This window comes from Agarivorans sp. B2Z047 (genome assembly GCF_023373605.1).
GTDB lineage: Bacteria > Pseudomonadota > Gammaproteobacteria > Enterobacterales > Celerinatantimonadaceae > Agarivorans > Agarivorans albus.
In genome coordinates this window covers 3,048,863-3,069,042 of the sequence record NZ_CP088080.1, presented here as the reverse complement: position 1 = coordinate 3,069,042, position 20,180 = coordinate 3,048,863, and the positions used below count along the sequence as shown (strand labels likewise).

Here is a 20,180-nt window from a genome sequence, read left to right as displayed (position 1 = left end):
TTCTACGCCCATCAGCAGAGCGGGGAGTCGTTGCCAGCTCTATTAATTCGTTGACCTAACGTAATAGTTAGATAGGGACGTTTGCTTATACGTTTCGTTGATAAACCTTTTGAGTTTTTCAATTTGGAACTGTAATGACAACACTTTACAACACAACACCACGCTCTTGGATTAAAGCAGCATTACTATCTAGTTTCATGTTTTCTGCAACCGCATTTGCGGAACACGAAGACACCTCTAACTTAGAGAATGCAAATGAATTTAGCGAGTTGCGCGATTTAAATATTCCTGAGCATCTTCCTGGCCTGGCCTTAAGTGATCTAGGACAAACTGAGCACTTTGTTGAGCACGTAACTAAAAGCTTTACAGGAAAACATGGTACCGAAACAACAGAGTACTTTTTGGTCCATAGTACCGACCTTAAAGGCCGCATGAATCTGAACATTCGTTACAAAGAAGAAAGCCTAAAACACAGAAAGGGCTTATTAAAAGAAATCGAGAAGCTGGCGATGACAGAATACAAGTTGCGCCAATACGCGAGTACCTACGACAAAAGCTCTTTGCAGGTTGACCAGAATAACGACGGTAGTGCGACGGTGAGTTTCAACTATTCAAAGTTTGCTTTGCCCCAAGACTTAGCATTCTTCCGATTTATGCAAGTGAAAATGACGGTAAGAAACGGTTTAGTGAAAGAAATGGTTATTACCAATAATCAACCGTTCAAACACGATCTAGGAAGAGTAAATAAGTATCGCCAGGTACTTAAACTTGAAGTGCTAGATACTGGTGAGTACGTTATTAAACACAAAGAGGTAAACGCAACAGGTATATGTAAAGGCCATGCCTGCGAATTAGACATGGAAATCAAACCTGTCGCGTTTTACGACAATGCTGCGGGAGCCATTATTAAGGATCAGCAGTTGCTTTCAGAGATGTCTGATCCCCGTGTTCGCGAAGAAAACGTAAAATTAGAAAATGTTCTTCCATTTTTTGGCGATACGTTACGTAGAAAGGGCATCGACTTGCCAAAACCCTATGGGTTTTCTATGGCTTACCGTGGCCAAGAGACTAACTTCGATTTTACCAGCTTTAGTGTTTTTGGTTTAAGCCCAGCACTTTTAGAAACTTTCTTTGACCCAGAAAAAACTCATGCGGTAGTAAATACCGAGAGCTTTACCCTTCGTGGAGACGCCTACATCTTGCCATTTTGGAATGTATTTGGCTTGGTAGGAAAGCTAAACGTAGATGCCGATGTGCAAGCCCATTTTAAAGGGATCGACCAATGTATTGGTCTGGTGGTTGGAGACAAGTGTTTAGGTGAACACATTTACGTTCCATCGGGTGATTTTAACGTTCCAATTCACCTTCAATATGACTTACTTGGTGCAGGCACCACCTTGTCTATCGGTTATAAGAACTTGTTTGCCTCGCTAACTGGCACTGTAACCAAAACCAAAATGAATGGTGCAGATGATTGGGGTGGCAGTATTTTTACCGCGCAACCGATGCTTGGTTACCAGTTTCAGCAACAACGAGCTCAAGTGTTTATTGGTGCTGAATATCAAGGATACGATGACTACATGACAGGTACTGTACGTTTCCAAGGTATTGAAATGGACTATAACGTAGGTATTCGCAGTCAACGTTGGGCTGGCCTCATTGGCTTTAATAAAGAGCTAGACAAAAACTTCAATGTCACTGGCATTATTAATGTGGGTAAAGACCGCACAGCTGCCACCTTAAATGTTGGTTACCGTTTCTAAGTATTGTTGAGCAAGGATGCTCGTTTAAGTTCTCTATCTTCACGTTTAAATTTAGGTTCCTTATGCACTCTATTAATCAATGTGTAGCCAATCTAGTTTCTAACTTTTGGCAAATTAGGTCGTTGGTGGTACTAGGATTATTTTGTATGTTAGCGGGGTGCTCAAGTGCACCACCGCCAATAGCTGAAGACTTAACCAGTAACTGGCAGCCCGAGACTGTGCCTGCTCAAGTCTATTTAATACCAAATGGGAAAGAGGCGTTAGCTCATCGCATAGCGGCAGTTCGAAACGCTAAGTCTTACGTATTGCTGGAGTATTTTACTTGGGACCACGATCTCAGCGGTGCCTACTTATACCGAGAGCTGAGAATGGCTGCCGACAGAGGTGTAAAAGTAAAGTTAGTTCTTGATGACCTACTTGAATTTAATGATATGTGGTTAAGAACATTGGCCGCTCACCAAAACATTGAAATACGCATTTTTAATCCTTTTGAAGCGCGTCAGCTGGGCTGGTTTAGCCGCATGTTTGATTTTCAGATCCATAAAAACAAACGTAATCATCGCTTACATGAAAAGCTACTGCTAGTGGATGGTGATTTAATGATTACTGGTGGGCGCAATATCGGTGATAGTTATTTTGAATACAGTAAAAAAGCAAACTTTTTCGATTTGGACTTGTTGGTAAAAGGAGCTGTGTTAGCGGCCTTTGAGAAAAACTTTAATCAGTTGTTTCAGAGTGGGAGTGCGGTTGATGTTCAGACCTTAGTGGGAAAACCAAGGGCAGAAGAGCGCGACTATTTTTTAGCGGGTTTTACCAAGCTTGCCAACAAATACCCATTGCAGCTAGCTGCGATTGCGGGCAGTGTGTTGACTATCGCTGAACCAGAATACACTTCTGTTGAAGCGACCGCTTTGTTTGATTCACTTAATAAACTTGAAGACAAACAACCTTATCATCGAGAGCGTTTGTCTAAAACTATTCAGCAGAAGCATAAGCAGATTGGCCAGCTAGTTATATCTACACCGTATTTATTACCTAAAGCCGTTGGAGAAAGTGATATACAAAGATTCAAGCAATCTGGTGCAGAGGTAACGGCTATTACTGCTGGTAAAACGGGTAGTGATTCAGCATTTGTAGGAGCGTATTATTCACCCTATCGAAAACAGTTATTACAACAAGACGTTAAACTCTATGAGTTTGCTCCAGATAAAGAGAAAGGACACGCTAAGCATTATTACCACGTAAAAGCGTTGGTTGTGAATAAGCAGTGCAGTTATGTTGGGTCCTCTAATTTTGATCCGCGCTCCGATCATCTTAATCTCGAGTTTGGTTTGTACCTATGCGGAGAAGGCTTTGCTGAACAGTTAGAAGACTATTTGTTCCAAGATCGCGATACCCATTTGTGGCAACTTGGATTGACCGAGAAAGGAGAGACTATTTGGCAGCAAGGAAAACAACAGCGTATTAAGGCGTCAGGGAGCAAAATAAGCGATGCGATATATCGCTCGCTGGGTTTAGTTTACGATCTCTAAGTTAACGGGCTTGTTGTTGCAGTTCTTCAAGCCAATGTTGATGATAGCTATTAATTTGCTTGGGAAGAAAAAACTTAGTGAGCCAGCTTATTCCATTACGTTGGGTTGTCTCAGTAATAATTGAACAGCCGTCTGCTTGGCAGTCTAACTTCCAAGCGTGATACATATCTATACTGCCAGATTTGCCTTTCCAAGCGATTTTTTTGTTAGGCACAAATTCGACCACTGTGCATTCGAATTGAAGCTTTTTAGTTTTCCAAAGAAAGACCGTGCCTTTTTCTAACTCTAAGCCGTTACCGTTTAACAGCTGCACAGAGGTCGCTTTATTCTTCCAGGTTGGCCAACACGGCGCCTTAATCAAACATGCCCAAACTCGCTCTGCAGGGACTTTGCTGGGCACAGCATTTTTAACATGAATTTGCGCGTTTCGAGGATGATAGTAATCTGGCCAGTTAATCTTTGTTTCCTTGAACATTCGCTTCACCATAATGAGTAAACAAGCAATATCGACATAAAAGAGCTTACATTTATATATTGTAGCGCAGGGTGTAACTCGCTTTTGTTTGGTTCGCATATATTGCGTTTTAACTATGTTAACGAGTGAAGTAACTTTCTCCAACTAAGCATAAAAAGTGCACCTATCCAATAAGTTATATCGATACTACTTTGACGGATTTAGTCCTACAAACAAGATTTAGCACTACGCCAAAGTAAGCTTAAAGTAGCGTAATTCCTTCCAAAGCTGAATTTGTCAGTTTTAGAGTTAAGCAAACAACTAAGTAATTAAACAAAGGTTATTAATGAAAACTACATGGGTGGCGATGGCGCTGTCGGCTTTGTCTATTAGCATTAGCATTTATTCAACCGATAGCACTGCCTCATATTTTGACGAAGTTGATGGACAGTTTGATTTGGGCCATCACCTTGCAGAGAATGCCTATGGCTTTTTGCCTATTCCTATTCTAATAACTGAACCTGCTGTTGGCGCTGGTGGTGGTGCTATGGGACTATTTCTTCATGAAACTGAAGAAGAAAAAATAGCCCGTAAGAAGCTAGCAATGTCATCACTAGATGGTGGTGCGCAGTTGATACCCTCGGCAATTACTTTAGTGGGCGCAGCAGGCACCGAGAATGGTACTTGGTTTGCTTTTGCCGGACATCGACATTCATGGATGAAGGATTCAATCCGCTATACCGGCGGAATGGGCTTAGGGAAAGCTAATCTGAATATTTATAAAGATCTGTCTTTAGGCGATTTTACTAAAAGCATGCAAATCGGCACTAAAACCGAGGGCGCTTTAGCCCTGCAAAAGCTTCAGTTTCGTATCGCTGATACTCCTCTGATGTTGGGTGCTAAGCAAATTGTAGGTGTAAGCAAGGTAACATTTGATACTGGTAACTCTAACGCGGATAAGCTGCTAAATGGCTTGTTAGGCAAGGTGTGGGGGGATGAGTCGATCACTTCTGGTCTAGGTTTTATTGCCGAATACGACACCAGAGACAATATTTTTTACCCAACTAGGGGGTATAAACTAAACGCGGATTACATGATTTACGATAAAAAATTTGGCAGCGATTGGGACTACCAAAATTTGAATGTGGACGGAGAAGTGTATCTTCCATTAGGTAGCAAATGGAACCTAGCTTTTGCTGGCAATTATCAGCTCTTTAGCTCTGATGAATTGTTTTTATCACCCACAGCTCGACCTTATGTAGGCTTGCGAGGGGTATCCGCCTATCGTTATCAAGGTGACGAGATTCATACTCTACAATCACAACTTACTTACTCGATAGATCACCGTTGGACGATCTCGGCTTTTTATGGTGCTGGACAAGCTCTACAGGAAAGTGATTTAGCTACAGATGAAAGTGTACAGTCTGTGGGCGCAGGCTTTCGTTATCAAATCGCCCGAAGATATGGTCTTCGCCTAGGGATGGATTTTGCCTACAGCGGCGAGGAAAGCGCTGTGTATTTCCAAGTAGGGAGTGGTTTTTAAACCTTAGGTGGATACTAACCAAATTCCCACGCCAATCATGAGCGTTCCGGAGATGCGGTTTAACAAGCGTACATTGCCGCTTTTGTTTAAGAATAACCGTAAGGTTTTTCCACCGGTTGCATAAAGAGTCATACAAACAAACTCAGAAATTAGAATTATGCCCACCAATACACTCAGTTGCAGGGGAAGGGCTTTGTCCGTTTGGATGAAAGGCGGTAACAGTGAAATCATAAAGGCCCAACCTTTAGGGTTTGCTATTGCTGTTACCAGCCCCTGAGTGGCTAATTGCCAAGGGCTAACTTGCGCTTGCTGTTCAATTTTTTCGGGTATGGCCATCTTTCCGCGAGAGCGCCACATTTGGATCCCTAAGTAACCTAGATAGCTGCCGCCAAGCCATTTTAACAAGGTAAACACATCCGGGTAACGCAGCATAATTGCAGCAACACCAAGTACTGCAAGCACCGCAACTATGCCTACTCCTACCATTTCACCTAGCATCATCCAAAAGGTACGGCGCAGCCCAATGGTCATGCCTAAAGTCATCGCTAGCGTCATACACATGCCAGGTGAAATAGAAACGAAGAAGAAGGTAGGGATAAAGATGAGTAGGGTAGACAGATCCATGGAGTAACCAACAGCATTTTTCAAAGGCTACAGTGTACTCTTTTTATTTTTAGATAAAAGTTGCCAGAACTATTCGTTGTCTTTGGTTAGTTGTATGGCTACAAAATTTGGCGGCGCTGATAAATGCATGTTAAACGCGGTTTGCTTTGGTCTAGAGACCATAAAAATAGTTCTAACTCTGCTTTTTCTCTCCAGTGGAAGACTAGATAGAATTAACAAAAGAACAAATAGGAGCCAAGATTAAGGAGAGAAAACTACGCTATTTGCGCGCATGACTACTCACTAAGTGCGGCGCTTGTTTATTTCGTGTTTGTAGTGGAATAAAGGTTTTTATTCTTATCGTGAGGTTCGGTTGATCTTATTGGTGATATTATCATTTGCTGCGGGCTGTTTTTTGAACTGTGTCACTAAGCTGACTTGAATAAGCGCTTGACTGTAAATCGAACTGATTTAGGTCAAAAGTTCTTCAGATCTAGCGTTCTACAGTATAAGGACAACAAATGGATTTAATGTTCTTACAAGGAGTAGGTAATGAAAAACCGTTGGCTTATCGCAGCATCTGCCGTTGGGCTACATGCCTCTATCGGTTCGGTATACGCATTCAGCGTATTTAAGAAACCCCTAGGTCAGCTGCTGGAGTCAGCGACCAACAATGAAATTGCTTGGACATTCAGTTTTGCGATTTTCTTCCTCGGATTATCTGCAGCGATTATGGGGCATTTCGTTGAGAAGAATGGTCCGCGCAAAGCGGGTATGCTCGCAGCTGCGTTTTTCGGTGGTGGCTTGTTAATTGCGGGTTTTGGCGCCTATATTCAAAACCTTTATCTAATTTGGCTCGGCTATGGTGTGTTAGGCGGTATAGGTTTAGGGATTGGATATATTACTCCCGTATCTACCCTCGTTAAGTGGTTCCCAGATCGTCGTGGCCTTGCCACTGGCTTAGCGATTATGGGCTTTGGCTTTGGCGCTATGGTAGCAGGCCCGGTGTTTAACTTTATTATTGAAACCTTTACGGTTGAGGGCAATGGTATTGCTTACACTTGGTGGATCACCGGAGTTGTATATCTAGTTATCATGTTTGCTTCTGCGTCTTATTTAGAGCGGCCACCACAAGGTTGGATGCCAGATGCAATGAAGGCTGCGGTTGAGTCAGGTGAAAAGAAAGTTGTAGAGGATTTAACCCAACTAACGGCCAACGAAGCGGTTAAAACTGGTCCCTTTTATGGCTTGTGGGTGATGATGTTTATTAACATTTCCTGTGGCATTGCGGTTATTTACGCAGCCTCACCCTTGGCTCAAGAGAGCATTGGATTAAGCCCGGCGGAGGCCGCTGGTGTGGTTGGCTTAATGTCGCTGTTTAACGGACTAGGTCGAATTGCTTGGGCTTCACTATCCGATGTACTTGGTCGCCCAAATACCTATATGATTTTCTTCTTAATTCAAATAGTTGCTTTCTGTTTGCTGCCAAACATTACTAGCATCATTTTGTTCCAGGTTGTTCTATATACCATTCTAACTTGTTACGGTGGCGGCTTTGCAACCCTGCCAGCCTTTATTGGAGATCTATTCGGTACTAAGGAGCTGAGTGCGATTCACGGCTATGTGCTTACCGCCTGGGCACTGGCTGGTTTGGCTGGCCCACAGATCGCAGCTTACGTTAAAACAACAACTGGCAGTTACGAGATGACGCTCTACATTTTTGCTGGTGTATTTGTTATTGCCTTAATCGCGTCTTTGCTGATGAAGTCTTACATGACCCGCGCGCGTGCTGAAATGGATGTGGCAGCGCAAACGGCTCACGCATAAGCAAATGTTGTGGTAACTATAAAAAAGGGGCTGTGAGCCCCTTTTTTAGTCACTAAAGAGTGTGGTCGCCATTAGACAAAAGAGCGTATTCTGATTGGGTGATCTTGAATCTATAACTTCATGGCTGTGTTTGGTAAGCGGCATGAATTCGTATCTTTAGTGGGTATTCCCGATAGCTTGTTTCTTATCAAACTGAACACATTTACAAGGTTTCAAAGAGCCGAAAATTGCCAGTTAGCACTATTTTGTTAAATGAATCCTAGATAGTAATTTTGTTTCTGAAGCTTTAGAATTGGCCAGTTAGCAGAGTTCTGCATTATTTTTAACCAAGGAATCTTGAATGATCATTGCAAAAGACGACGTTGCCGTTTTTGAATACACTGTAACCGCTAATGGCGAACAACTTGATACTTCCGAAGGCAAAGAGCCTTTGGCAATTATTGTTGGCCATGGTCAGTTAGTACCTGGCTTAGAGCAAGCGCTAGTTGGCAAGCAGGTTGGCGACAAGTTTGATGCAGATATTGCTGCCGAAGATGCTTATGGCGAGCGTAACGATAACCTTGTTCAAGCTGTGCCAAAGAGTATGTTTGGTGATGTTGAAGTGGAAGTAGGCATGCAGTTTCGTGCTACTACCGACGAAGGTGAGCAATCAGTAATTATTATCGGCATGGAAGAAGACGAAGTCATTGTTGATGGCAACCACCCATTAGCCGGAATCGATTTGGCTTTCTCTATTGAAGTGACCGAAGTTCGTAAAGCGACAGAAGAAGAGTTAGCTCACGGCCATGTTCACGCTGCTGGTGGCTGTGGTCACCACCACTAAGCCTGCTAGAGTTGGTCTTCTATTGGTAGAAGACCAACTATCCAAGCTTGAAACTTTCGCCATCCGCTGGCTTTAGGCTCACTATCGTAGCGTATTTCATCTTGCTCCCTAAATGTTTCTACCCACTCTAATTGTTGCTTGTCATCTAGCTCTAGCAAATAGCTTTTAAATGGCAGTTCGTCATGCACTGCGTTAAACACAAGGTATGCCAAATTGGGGCAGGTGAGTAACAAGCCCATTTCTGTATTTAGATTGATAGAGCGTGGATCCCAATTAAAAGAGCCAATAAAGAGTTTTTCTTCATCAATTACAAAGACTTTGCTATGTAAACTTGCCCTAGATGCACCTTTGCCAAAAAAGGCTAAGCGTTGTTTTTGCTTTGCATCTGGTTTTACTTCATAAAGAAATACATTCCCTTCTACCAGGCGTTTGCGATACTTTTTGTAACCAGAGTGAACGGCTGCGACATCGGTTGCTGCAAGCGAATTGGTAATCACACTTACGTCTATGCCTTTGTGGGCAAGTTCTATTAAGCCTGAGGTACCTTCTTCGCCGGGCACAAAATACGGAGAGCTAAGTAAAATACTTTGCTCTGACTGTTCAAGTACACTGGCTAAATTTGTAGATACGTCACTAGCAAAGTCGCCATCTTTATTGGGATGATCAACTAGTAGCCTGCCGTCACACCAATATAGATAATCGCGAAAGGTTTTATCTTCGATTAATTTTGCGTAACGCAAATGAGCAACTACAAAGGACTTAACACTGTTTTTAAAAATCTGTTGTTCTAAACGGCGATATTGAGCTTGTATATCTATTTGCTTGGTATTTAAGGATTCAATGGGGTAGCTTCGAATGTTATTCCAATAGAGATCAAAGGCTTGATTTACTTCATCGACTATCGGCCCTAAGGCAATGGCATCGATATCAGAGAACTCTAGATCATCTTTAGCGCTAAAGTATTCATCGCCAATATTGCGTCCGCCTACTACGGTAATTAGGCCATCGATAGTTAGCGATTTATTGTGCATGCGGTTATTTAAACGCTCAAAGTCACCCACCATGTTGGTTGCTCTAAAGGTGCGGTCATAAAATGGGTTGAAGACCCTTACTTCGATATTGTCATGCAAGGCCATGGCTTTGAGAACATCGTCATAATTGGAGGTATTAATGTCGTCAATTAGCAGGCGAACCCGTACTCCTCGGTCAGCAGCCCCAATTAAGTTGCCGAGGAAGATGGCTCCCGTCATGTCTTCTTTAATCATGTAGTACTGCGCATCAATGCTTAGTTGCGCTTCTTCAATTAACGCAATTCTAGCTGCAAAGGCACTTATGCCATCAGACAGAACCGCAATGCCATTTTTACCTGGTTGATATTGGGTAATTTGATTTACTTTGAATTGATTTTCGGACTCGACACCGGGCTTAATGGTGTAGCTTGGCTGCTTATATTGATGAATTAGCTCGTCAGAAGGGTGCTGGGCGCAGGCAAAAAGCAGTTGGCTTAGAAAAAATATTAAAAGTAGGTGAGCGCTAGGTCGCTGCAATTCCATATGCTTCTTCAATAAGTAACTCGCTAAATATTAAAAGAAATTTTAGGTTATTTGTGGTCATTTAGCTAGCGAGTTTACAGAGCTAGAGCCTGTAATTGTTAACTTGCTGTTAATCCGTTTCCTAGCAACTAAAATAACGTATATAATGTCGCGCTTGATTTTACGAGACCAATTTTTATGCAAACTGCGCCAACTCTATTTAAACCTGAAACTTGCGTGAATCGTCAGCGTGCTGCTGCGCCATTCTTACCTATGTCACGTAAGGAAATGAAAACCTTAGGTTGGGATAGCTGTGACATTATTTTGGTAACTGGTGACGCTTACGTTGATCATCCCAGCTTTGGCATGGCAGTTATTGGCCGTATGTTAGAGGCCAAAGGCTTCAGGGTTGGGATTATTGCTCAGCCAGAGTGGACCAGCAAAGAAGCCTTTATGAAACTAGGCAAGCCCAATTTATTTTTTGGGGTAACTGCTGGCAACATGGATTCGATGATCAACCGTTACACGGCAGACAGAAAGCTACGACATGACGATGCTTATACACCAAATAATGAAGGGGGTAAACGGCCCGATCGCGCCGTAATTGTATACTCACAACGCTGTAAAGAAGCCTACAAAGATGTGCCTGTGGTACTTGGCGGAATAGAAGCAAGCTTACGCCGTATTGCCCACTATGATTATTGGTCTGATAAAGTGCGTCGTTCGGTACTGTTTGATGCAAAAGCAGAGCTGCTTATCTACGGAAATGCTGAGCGTCCTTTGGTAGAAGTTGCACACCGCCTTAGCCAAGGTGAGGCAATTAGCGAACTAAATGATGTTCGTGGAACGGCGATTATTCGTAAAGAAGCGTTGCCCGGCTGGAGTGGCTTAGATTCAAGCCATCTAGATAAGCCTGGAAAGATTGACCCTATTCCTAGCCCTTATGCCGAAATAGAAGAAAGCTGTTCGAGTAAAGAGGCCGAGACAGTTGACCCGAAAGAAGCCGAGCAAGCTAAACCGATTGTTGTGCAATTGGAAAAGAAACGCCCTTGGGAAAACGTATATATTAATTTGCCGGCGTTTGAGCAAGTTAAAGTTAACCAAGTGCTTTACGCCCATGCTTCTCGGATTTTCCACTTAGAAACTAATCCAGGCTGTGCCCGAGCATTAGCTCAGCGCCATGGTGATAGAATTGTTTGGCTTAACCCACCTGCGTTGCCGTTAAGCACTGAAGATATGGATGGCGTGTTTGGTTTGCCTTATCAGCGTGTGCCGCACCCAAGTTACGGTAAAGCTAAGATCCCTGCCTACGACATGATTAAGTTTTCAATAAACATCATGCGTGGTTGTTATGGTGGTTGTACTTTCTGTTCAATTACCGAGCACGAAGGGCGAATTATTCAAAGCCGCTCAGAAGATTCCATCATCAACGAGATCGAGCAGATCAGAGATCAAGTCCCTGGATTTACAGGCATTATTTCTGATTTAGGTGGCCCAACGGCCAATATGTATCGACTAAATTGTAAAAGCCCAAAAGCCGAAGAAACTTGTCGCCGCTTGTCTTGTGTTTATCCGACTATTTGTCATCACATGGATACCGACCATACACCAACTATCGACCTGTATCGTAGGGCGCGAAAGGTGGAAGGGATCAAAAAGATTCTAATCGCTTCTGGTGTGCGTTACGACCTTGCCATTGAAGACCCTCGTTACGTTAAGGAACTCGCCTTACACCACGTTGGTGGCTACCTTAAAATTGCGCCAGAGCATACTGAAGAAGGCCCATTATCTAAGATGATGAAACCGGGTATGGGCACTTATCATAAGTTTAAAGAGCTGTTTGATAAATACTCGAAAGAAGCGGGTAAAAAGCAGTACTTGATCCCTTATTTTATCTCGGCGCACCCAGGCACAAAAGATGAAGACATGGTGACACTGGCATTGTGGTTGAAGAAGAACAAGTTTCGATTGGACCAAGTGCAGAACTTCTATCCATCGCCTTTAGCCAACGCTACTACTATGTATCACACCGAGCGAAATCCGCTGCATAAGGTTAGCCATACTAGTGAACGTGTATCGGTAGCCAAGAAAGGCCGTCAACGCCGCTTACATAAGGCTTTGCTGCGTTACCATGATGAGAAGAACTGGCCAATCATCCGCGAAGGTTTAACCAATATGGGCCTTACCAAATTAATTGGCGGTGGCTTACATCATTTGGTGCCGGCAGACAGTAAGCGAGGAAGTCGTGGGGCAGGAAACCGCGGTTATAAAGGGGCAAAAAACAGCAATTTTGCAGCCACTCGCTTCACTAACAAGCAATTTAAGCAAAAGCGTTAATCAAAGAAAAGCGGCGTAAAGCCGCTTTTTTTATATCAAGTGTCTAACAACATCTAAGCTTACACACACTACTAGTGCGTAAACTGCCCATCTAATTAACGAGTACTCATGGGCATTTAGATTGTTGACGGGCTTGAAGAAGATCCGCAGAGGATTGAACCAATCTTGATGGCGTTTAGCATGTAAAAATATCGCTCTTATCGCGAAGCTCATTGCCAGAATAAGGCAACTGGCTTCGCCCATCAGTAGCGTGTTGTTCATGCGTTTACGCTATATGTTCAAGATACATCACGGTTAATTCAACTCGCGATTTAGCATTCAATTTACGAAGTAGACTCTTCACGTGAACTTTAACCGTACCTTCGGTAATTTTTAAAGTAGACGCTACTTCGCGGTTGCTGGCACCTTTGGCTATTTCGTTAAGCGTTTGTAATTCACGCTTGGTGACTGTTCCTAGTTTTTCAGCAAACTCGTCGGTTTCGTGCAAGCAGCTAAGGAAGGGGACAAGCTCTTCACTTAATACCTGTTTGCCCGCGGCTGCCTGTTTTAATTGCTCGTGCAGTTGCTCTGGTTCCATATCTTTAAGCAAGTAACCGTCTGCACCTGCGTTAATAAGTTTAATAACGTCTTGTTTCGAATCTGATACGGTGAGGATAATGATGGTAGAGCTTACTTGTTTCTCACGAAGTAGCTTTAAAGTATCTAAACCTGATAATCCTTTCATGTTTAAATCTAATAGCACTACATCGGGTTCTAGCTCACTACAAAGCTCCACAGCTTGAGCACCACTGCCAGCTTCAGCAACTACGTTAAACTCAGGTTCAATGCTTAAAAACTGCACAATGCCTTTACGCATTAAAGGGTGGTCATCTACAACAAGGATGTTGATTGGGTCGCTCATAGCTTGCAGGATCCTTAATTACTCTTTCTAGGAAAGGTTAGTTTTACCGAAACACCACCGGACAACGATTGCTCAAAGCGAATATCTCCATCTAGTCGCTGAGCTCGTTCTTGCATTATTTGCAGTCCGTAATGGTCATTAACTTGTTTTAGTTTGCCACCCTGTAAGCCATTATCCGCTATTTCAACAGAAATAAGCTCAGAGTCACCAATACATTTAACCCAAATTTTATCACAGTCAGCATGTTTTAGAGCGTTTATGATCGCTTCTCGAACAATTTGTATTATGTGAATTTGTTTATCTGCTTCCACCATATCGTTGGATATATTGGTCTCAAGCTCTATGACTTGAGAGTGCTGGGTATTTAATTCGTCTACCAACACTTGTAGTGATTCAACCAGTAGGGCGTTTTTAATGGTTAATCTGAAGGTGGATAGTAACTCTCGTAACTGTATGTAAGCGGCGCTTAATACTGATTGTATTTCTTCACTAATTTCAAAGCTTTGTTGGCAATCGCAAGGGCTTTGCTTAAGTTGCCTTTGTAACAGGCTAGTTTGAATTTTTAAATAAGATAAAGACTGTGCTAAAGAGTCGTGTAACTCACGAGCAATCGTAGCGCGCTCTTCCATTAACAGCAGTTTTTGCTTTTGCAATAGGCTTTGTTCGAAACGCAGCACTTTAGTGATAGTGCGGCAGTAACTGGTAACAATTGTTGCTCTATCTTCGGGCACCATAGGCAGCTGCAGAGAGCCATATTGCTCTTGATTTAGCTGTAAGGATATTGGCTCTTCAAACTGAACATTTTGTTGGTGTAATTCAACCTCAATGTCCAATTTATCGATGTATAGCTTGGCGCCCTTAATACCTAAGGTTTCGCAGAGCAGCTTAAGTGATTGCTCTAGGTGTTCCTCATTTAAAGTACTGTTAAATAGCGTTTGCTCTAGGTTGTACAAAAAGTTTAAATCGCGGTTAGCGCGTCGAAGCTCTTTGGTTTTGGCTTTAACTTGATTTTCAAGTGTTTGGTAAGAGTGCTCCAAGTCTTGTGACATAGACATAATGCCTTTTGCCAAGGTTTCCATTTCGATGCTGGCGTAACGGGTTGGCACAGAGATTTTAAAGTCACCTTGTTGCACTTGCTTGGCTGCTTCTACTAATCGATAAATGGGCTTGGAAATATTCTTTTGAATGTACCAAAGCGTGTAAACGGCAATAAAAGTGATGATGGCAAAGGCAATTAATTGAAGCAGGGTTAGTGAGAATACTTTGGCTTCGGAGTTATATTGGGTTTCTGCCACAAATTCGTCGATTAGGTCGACAAATCCTACAATTTGGCGGTCAAGTTCGTCGATATTCTTTTCTATAACAAAGGGTTTTAGTTGTACCCAGCGTTGTTTAACTTTTTGGTAGCGCTGGTTAATTGCATCATCTTGCTCGGCGGCTTTAGTTAAAGCATCACTGTTTAACGAGGTTTCAAATTGTTGAATTTTACGTTCTACTTCTTTGTCGTAAACATTTAAAGCATGTGCCATTCGGTAACTTTGCATACGCAAAGAGCCAGCTATATTTATCGCTTCAGCATCATTAAGGCTGTTTACCAAGGTGGTCAACGAACCAATTGCTACCAAGGCAAAAAGGAACATCATCACACTTAACAAGCGGATTACCGCTGTGCCTATGGAGCGTTTGCCAAAAAAACGTTTCAAAAATAAGTCCTTTTAATTCAATAAAGTTAACCGACAAATATCACAAAGCCAGTGTAACCGTTTAAGAAAGCACTTAACAAATTAAGATTTATTGCTTAGCATTAAAGTATCACCGAAGTCTAAATCGACCTAAGTCACAATGATATGGCGTTTAGACCCTTAGCATCGACTAAGCAGGGTAGAGTGCAGAAATGACTTTGCCTCCCGCATTTGGAAAGGTTGATTTATGTTATCGGATTCATTTTCCCGAAAATTTTTCTATTTGCGTTTGTCGCTTACCGACGAATGTAACTTCAAGTGTAACTATTGCTTACCTGATGGTTATCATTGCGAAACGCCCCATAGTAATCTCAATTTATCTGAGATAGCTCAGCTTGCTGAATGCTTCGCAAAATTAGGCACAAACAAAATTCGTCTTACCGGCGGAGAACCAAGCCTAAGAAAAGATTTAGTCGAGATTATGGAAGTATGCGCAAATACTACGGGCATTCAGCAACTTGCGATGACGACCAACGGCTTTAAGCTGGCGAATAACGCTAAGCGCTGGCGTGATGCGGGGCTTACTCATGTAAATGTAAGTGTTGATAGTTTAGATCCACGTCAGTTTGAGTTAATCACCGGTACCAAAACTTTCACTAAAGTGATGGCCGGAATTGATGCAGCACTAGAGCAAGACTTTACTGCGGTAAAACTCAATGCTGTGCTCATAAAGCAGATGGCCCAGCAAAACTTTCGAAAGTATTTGGAGTGGATTAAAGACCGCCCGGTTGAAGTCCGTTTCATTGAGTTAATGCAAATGGGTGATCAGCCCGATTATTTCCACAAACATCATGTTGCTGGCTCTGGATTTAAACAACTGCTACTCAACGAAGGTTGGGAGCAGCAAATTCGAGCTCATAACGCTGGCCCGGCTCAAGTCTTTCAGCACCCTGATTACGCCGGCAAAATTGGCCTTATCATGCCGTATTCCAAAGATTTTTGTGCTACCTGTAATCGCCTACGGGTTTCGTCACAAGGCAAACTACATTTATGCTTGTTTGGTGAAGAGGGGATAGAGCTGCGCGATTTGCTGCAAAACCCTTCTCAAATAGACGTATTAAGCAAGCGTATTGAAGACGCATTACAAACCAAAAAAGTTAGTCATTTCCTCCACGACGGTAATACCGGCGCTACTCCACATCTCGCATCAATAGGCGGATAAGTTTTAGTGCGTGATAGAAATCACGCACTATACTTGATCTAAATCAATCATTTGAGCAAACACCCCTTAAGGGGTATGTTTTTGATTGTTAATAAAATTTACGCTTAACCCCAAGAAATTTAGGGTGGTTTTACCAGTAATGTTAAAGCCTGATTTCGTAAGGAAAATTGATGTCTGTAGACCTGTCTAAACGTCGTATGTTTAGTACTAACAAAGCGCTTCGCAGTAAACAACATCACTCTCTACCTTGGTTACAACAGTCTATTGAATCTGGCTGTACTCAATGTGGAGAATGCGTCAAAGCATGCCCTGAACAGATTATTGTTAAGGGTAATGGCGGTTTTCCAGCAGTTGATTTCACCAAAGGTGAGTGCACATTTTGTTACGACTGTGCAACGTCTTGCCCCGAGTCTTTGTTTCACCCGAAGCAGCAACCTGCTTGGTCTAATTCTGTTGACGTTAATGCCTCTAAGTGTCTGGCACAAAACGGTGTTTATTGCCGAACGTGTAGCGATACCTGTGAGCAAAGGGCCATTAGCATTAAGCCATTACTAGCGGGAAAAGCAGAGGTACAAATTAATTCTGAGCACTGCAACAGTTGCGGCGCTTGTATTTCAGTATGTCCAAGCCATGCCATTGAGATAAAGGAAGTTGGATGAACGAAGAGTACCATATTAGTAGTGCGGTGGTGTTGTGCCAACCAGACCGTATTAAAGAAGTCATCGATCAAATTAGCGATCTGGAAGGACTAGAAGTACATGGTTTTAACCCCGAGGGGAAAATCGTTGTTTCTATAGAAAGCCAGACGCGCAATAACATAGTAACCACCCTAGAAGACATCGGAAAATTGGAAGCGGTACTAAGCAGCAACCTAGTATTTCACCAATTTGAATCAGCTAATGAGGAAGTATCATGAAATGGACTCGCCGACAGTTTGTTAAAGCGAATGCGGTAAGTGCCGCAGCCACCGTTGCTGGTATTAGTTTACCTGCAAGTGCCACCAACTTAATTACTTCGTCAGAAGAAACAAAAGTGAAATGGGATAAAGCTCCTTGTCGTTTTTGTGGTACTGGCTGTAGTGTTTTAGTTGGCTCTCAGAACGGCAAAGTTGTTGCCACACAAGGCGACCCCGAGTCTCCAGTAAACAAAGGCCTTAACTGTATTAAAGGCTACTTCCTTTCAAAAATTATGTACGGTAAAGATCGTTTAACCACGCCTTTATTACGTATGAAAGATGGCAAGTTTGATAAAAATGGCGAATTTGCTCCGGTTTCTTGGGATCAAGCCTTCGACATTATGGCGGAGAAGTGGAAAAAAGCACTTGCCGATAAAGGCCCAACTTCAGTAGGTATGTTTGGCTCTGGCCAATGGACCGTTTGGGAAGGTTACGCTGCAGCTAAACTACATAAAGCTGGCTTTTTAACTAACAACATCGACCCTAATGCGCGTCACTGTATGGCTTCGGCTGTTGGTGGTTTTATGCGCACTTTCGGTATTGATGAGCCTATGGGCTGTTACGATGACCTTGAAGCTGCCGATTCGTTTGTGCTTTGGGGCTCAAACATGGCAGAAATGCACCCAATTTTGTGGTCTCGCTTAACCGATCGCCGCTTGTCTGCGCCACACGTTAAAGTTCACGTATTGTCTACTTTTGAACATCGCAGCTTTGAATTAGCCGATAACGGAATGGTGTTTACGCCACAAACCGATTTGGCAATTCTTAACTACATTGCGCATTACATTATCGAGAATGACAAAGTTAATTGGGACTTTGTAAACAAACATACTCACTTCAAACGCGGTGAAACAGATATTGGTTATGGATTACGTCCAGAGCATCCATTACAAAAAGCAGCGGCTAACCCCGATTCAGGCAAAATGACCGATATGAGTTTCGACGAATATCGCGAATTTTTGAAAGACTACAATGTAGAAGCAGTGGCGAAACTTTCTGGTGTACCTGCCGAGAAACTGGAAGCGCTAGCGAAAGATTATGCCGACCCAAATGTTAAAGTAACTTCGTACTGGACCATGGGCTTTAACCAACATACTCGTGGGGTATGGGCAAATAACTCGGTGTACAACATTCACTTGTTAACCGGCAAAATCTCAGAGCCTGGCAACAGCCCATTCTCACTAACTGGCCAGCCATCTGCATGTGGTACCGCCCGTGAAGTGGGTACTTTCTCGCATCGCTTGCCAGCCGATATGGTAGTGGCTAATCCAAAACACCGCAAAATTGCAGAAGACATTTGGAAGCTACCAGAAGGAACCATTCCGCCTAAACCTGGTTACCACGCGGTATTGCAGAACCGTATGCTTAAAGACGGCAAGTTGAACGCTTACTGGGTTATGTGTAATAACAACATGCAAGCCGCGCCAAATATAAATGAAGAGGGTTTGCCTGGTTACCGCAATCCTGAAAACTTTATCGTGGTATCTGACCCATACCCAACAGTTACCGCCCAAGCAGCCGATCTTATTTTACCAACAGCAATGTGGGTTGAGAAAGAAGGTGCTTACGGTAACGCAGAACGTCGCACGCAGTTCTGGCATCAGCAAGTGTCTGCGCCGGGTGAAGCGAGATCAGACTTATGGCAATTGGTTGAGTTTTCTAAGCGCTTTAATGTTGAAGAAGTATGGCCTGCAGAGTTACTAGCTAACAAGCCTGAATATAAAGGCAAAACCTTATACGACATTTTGTTCCGTAATGGCGTAGTTGATCAATTCCCTGTTGAACAAGTAAACGCAGAGCTCAATGACGAAGCAAAAGATTTTGGTTTCTACGTTCAAAAAGGCTTATTTGAAGAATACGCTGAGTTTGGCCGCGATCACGGCCACGATCTAGCACCATTTGATACTTACCATGAAGTACGTGGTTTACGCTGGCCTGTGGTTAATGGCGAAGAAACGCGTTGGCGTTTCCGTGAAGGCTCTGACCCTTATGTAAAAGCAGGCGAAGAGGTTAACTTTTACGGTAAACCGGACGGCAAGGCACTAATTATTGCTACGCCTTACGAGCCAGCGGCTGAATCTCCAGATGAAGAATACGATCTGTGGTTAAGCACTGGTCGCGTATTAGAACATTGGCACTCTGGTTCTATGACGCGTCGAGTTCCAGAGCTATATCGAGCGTTCCCTGATGCGGTATTGTTTATCCATCCAGAAGACGCAAAACAACGTGGTTTTAAACGTGGTGATGAAGTGATGATTCAATCACGCCGCGGTGAAGTTAAATCACGAATTGAAACTCGTGGCCGTAACCGTCCACCTAAGGGTTTAGTGTACATGCCTTGGTTTGATGCCAAGCAGCTCACCAACAAATTGACCCTAGATGCAACAGACCCGCTTTCTAAAGAAACCGACTTTAAGAAGTGTGCTGTTAAGTTAGCTAAGGTTTAACGCTATTAAAAGCATTGAAAGCCCCTCGCTTTCAATGCTTCGCTAAAAATATTTGCCAAGGTGGCGGAGAGAGTATTATGAAAATGCGAGTTTTATTATCTGGTCTATTAAGCAGTTTACTGCTTTGCGGAGTAGTAGTCGCAAATGACTACGTAAGTAATGGTGGTGTAGCTTCACTGCGGGGCGACACCGAGCTAAATACCCAAAACTCAGCAGCTGGCTTAAAGTCGGTGGTTGAACAAGACAAACCCTATGATGCCGATTATGTGTTTCAACCACCGTTGATCCCACACCAGATTCGTCATTACGAGATGAGCCTTAACGCTAATAAGTGTTTATCTTGTCATAGCTGGAAAAATGCCCGAGAAAGTGGTGCTACTAAAATTAGTGTAACTCACTATGAAGCGCGCGACGGGCAAGTATTGGCGGATGTGTCTCCTCGCCGTTACTTCTGTTTGCAATGCCACGTGCCTCAAAATGAAGCGGCCCCGTTGATTGAAAACGAATACGAACGCGTAGAGTCTTTACGCTAAGCATTAGTTTAACCAGAGGCTAAATT

16 protein-coding genes and 1 riboswitch are annotated in these 20,180 nt (G+C 43.1%); of the genes, 11 read left to right on the top strand and 5 right to left on the bottom strand.

Features of this window, described 5'->3' with window-relative positions; translation table 11 throughout:
* Positions 1 to 134: 134 nt before the first annotated feature.
* Together LQZ07_RS14170 and LQZ07_RS14165 are read left to right on the top strand one after the other, a co-directional pair.
* The gene (locus LQZ07_RS14170; RefSeq protein ID WP_152784652.1) at positions 135 to 1,763 is read left to right on the top strand and encodes a hypothetical protein; all 1,629 of its coding nucleotides are present in this window, start codon (positions 135 to 137) and stop codon (positions 1,761 to 1,763) included.
* Positions 1,764 to 1,909: 146 nt separating this feature from the next.
* A complete protein-coding gene (locus tag LQZ07_RS14165; protein ID WP_194164189.1) occupies positions 1,910 to 3,295 on the top strand; it encodes a phosphatidylserine/phosphatidylglycerophosphate/cardiolipin synthase family protein in 1,386 nt (461 codons plus the stop codon).
* Position 3,296: 1 nt separating this feature from the next.
* On the opposite strand, the gene LQZ07_RS14160 is transcribed toward LQZ07_RS14165, so the two are convergent.
* Positions 3,297 to 3,770 carry an SRPBCC family protein gene (locus LQZ07_RS14160; protein WP_016401828.1) on the bottom strand — a complete coding sequence of 158 codons (474 nt, stop codon included), beginning with the start codon at positions 3,768 to 3,770 and terminating at the stop codon, positions 3,297 to 3,299.
* A gap of 325 nt (positions 3,771 to 4,095) precedes the next feature.
* Between LQZ07_RS14160 and LQZ07_RS14155 the strand changes: the two genes are divergently transcribed.
* Complete coding sequence (locus LQZ07_RS14155) at positions 4,096 to 5,292, top strand: BamA/TamA family outer membrane protein (RefSeq protein ID WP_227981567.1); 1,197 nt, start codon at positions 4,096 to 4,098, stop codon at positions 5,290 to 5,292.
* A 3-nt stretch (positions 5,293 to 5,295) separates the two neighbouring features.
* Here LQZ07_RS14155 and LQZ07_RS14150 read toward each other — a convergent pair whose 3' ends face one another.
* Positions 5,296 to 5,916: a LysE family translocator gene (locus LQZ07_RS14150; RefSeq protein WP_152784656.1), complete on the bottom strand. Its 621-nt coding sequence runs from the start codon at positions 5,914 to 5,916 to the stop codon at positions 5,296 to 5,298.
* 531 nt (positions 5,917 to 6,447) lie between these two features.
* On the opposite strand from LQZ07_RS14150, the gene LQZ07_RS14145 reads away from it, so the two are divergent.
* Together LQZ07_RS14145 and LQZ07_RS14140 are read left to right on the top strand one after the other, a co-directional pair.
* Positions 6,448 to 7,722, top strand: coding sequence for an OFA family MFS transporter (locus LQZ07_RS14145; RefSeq protein WP_152784658.1), 1,275 nt, complete (start codon positions 6,448 to 6,450; stop codon positions 7,720 to 7,722).
* Between the two features lie 340 nt (positions 7,723 to 8,062).
* Complete coding sequence (locus tag LQZ07_RS14140; RefSeq protein WP_016401824.1) at positions 8,063 to 8,545, top strand: peptidylprolyl isomerase; 483 nt, start codon at positions 8,063 to 8,065, stop codon at positions 8,543 to 8,545.
* Between the two features lie 5 nt (positions 8,546 to 8,550).
* Here the strand turns inward: LQZ07_RS14140 and LQZ07_RS14135 are convergent, their stop codons facing one another.
* Positions 8,551 to 10,098 (bottom strand): phospholipase D family protein, encoded by a 1,548-nt coding sequence (locus LQZ07_RS14135; RefSeq protein WP_152784660.1) that lies wholly within the window; start codon positions 10,096 to 10,098, stop codon positions 8,551 to 8,553.
* 177 nt (positions 10,099 to 10,275) lie between these two features.
* Between LQZ07_RS14135 and LQZ07_RS14130 the strand changes: the two genes are divergently transcribed.
* Positions 10,276 to 12,414 carry a YgiQ family radical SAM protein gene (locus tag LQZ07_RS14130; RefSeq protein WP_152784662.1) on the top strand — a complete coding sequence of 713 codons (2,139 nt, stop codon included), beginning with the start codon at positions 10,276 to 10,278 and terminating at the stop codon, positions 12,412 to 12,414.
* Positions 12,415 to 12,679: 265 nt separating this feature from the next.
* Here LQZ07_RS14130 and narL read toward each other — a convergent pair whose 3' ends face one another.
* Positions 12,680 to 13,315: a two-component system response regulator NarL gene (gene narL, locus LQZ07_RS14125; RefSeq protein ID WP_016401821.1), complete on the bottom strand. Its 636-nt coding sequence runs from the start codon at positions 13,313 to 13,315 to the stop codon at positions 12,680 to 12,682.
* A gap of 14 nt (positions 13,316 to 13,329) precedes the next feature.
* Entirely contained in the window at positions 13,330 to 15,018 is a 1,689-nt protein-coding gene (locus LQZ07_RS14120; RefSeq protein ID WP_152784664.1) for a type IV pili methyl-accepting chemotaxis transducer N-terminal domain-containing protein, read from the bottom strand.
* A gap of 98 nt (positions 15,019 to 15,116) precedes the next feature.
* Positions 15,117 to 15,255, top strand: a riboswitch (molybdenum cofactor riboswitch).
* On the opposite strand from LQZ07_RS14120, the gene moaA reads away from it, so the two are divergent.
* The 5 genes from moaA (at position 15,245) to LQZ07_RS14095 (ending at position 20,154) form a co-directional block, all read left to right on the top strand.
* A complete protein-coding gene (gene moaA, locus LQZ07_RS14115; protein WP_152784666.1) occupies positions 15,245 to 16,219 on the top strand; it encodes a GTP 3',8-cyclase MoaA in 975 nt (324 codons plus the stop codon). Its footprint overlaps the riboswitch before it by 11 nt.
* Positions 16,220 to 16,389: 170 nt before the next feature.
* Entirely contained in the window at positions 16,390 to 16,878 is a 489-nt protein-coding gene (gene napF / locus LQZ07_RS14110; protein ID WP_152784668.1) for a ferredoxin-type protein NapF, read from the top strand.
* On the top strand, positions 16,875 to 17,135 hold the full coding sequence (locus tag LQZ07_RS14105) for a chaperone NapD (RefSeq protein WP_016401817.1): 261 nt from the start codon (positions 16,875 to 16,877) through the stop codon (positions 17,133 to 17,135). The genes napF and LQZ07_RS14105 overlap by 4 nt, the downstream gene beginning before the upstream one ends.
* The gene (gene napA, locus LQZ07_RS14100; protein WP_152784670.1) at positions 17,132 to 19,621 is read left to right on the top strand and encodes a periplasmic nitrate reductase subunit alpha; all 2,490 of its coding nucleotides are present in this window, start codon (positions 17,132 to 17,134) and stop codon (positions 19,619 to 19,621) included. Before LQZ07_RS14105 ends, napA begins: the two co-directional genes overlap by 4 nt.
* 83 nt (positions 19,622 to 19,704) lie before the next feature.
* Positions 19,705 to 20,154 (top strand): nitrate reductase cytochrome c-type subunit, encoded by a 450-nt coding sequence (locus LQZ07_RS14095; protein ID WP_040307189.1) that lies wholly within the window; start codon positions 19,705 to 19,707, stop codon positions 20,152 to 20,154.
* Positions 20,155 to 20,180: the final 26 nt, after the last annotated feature.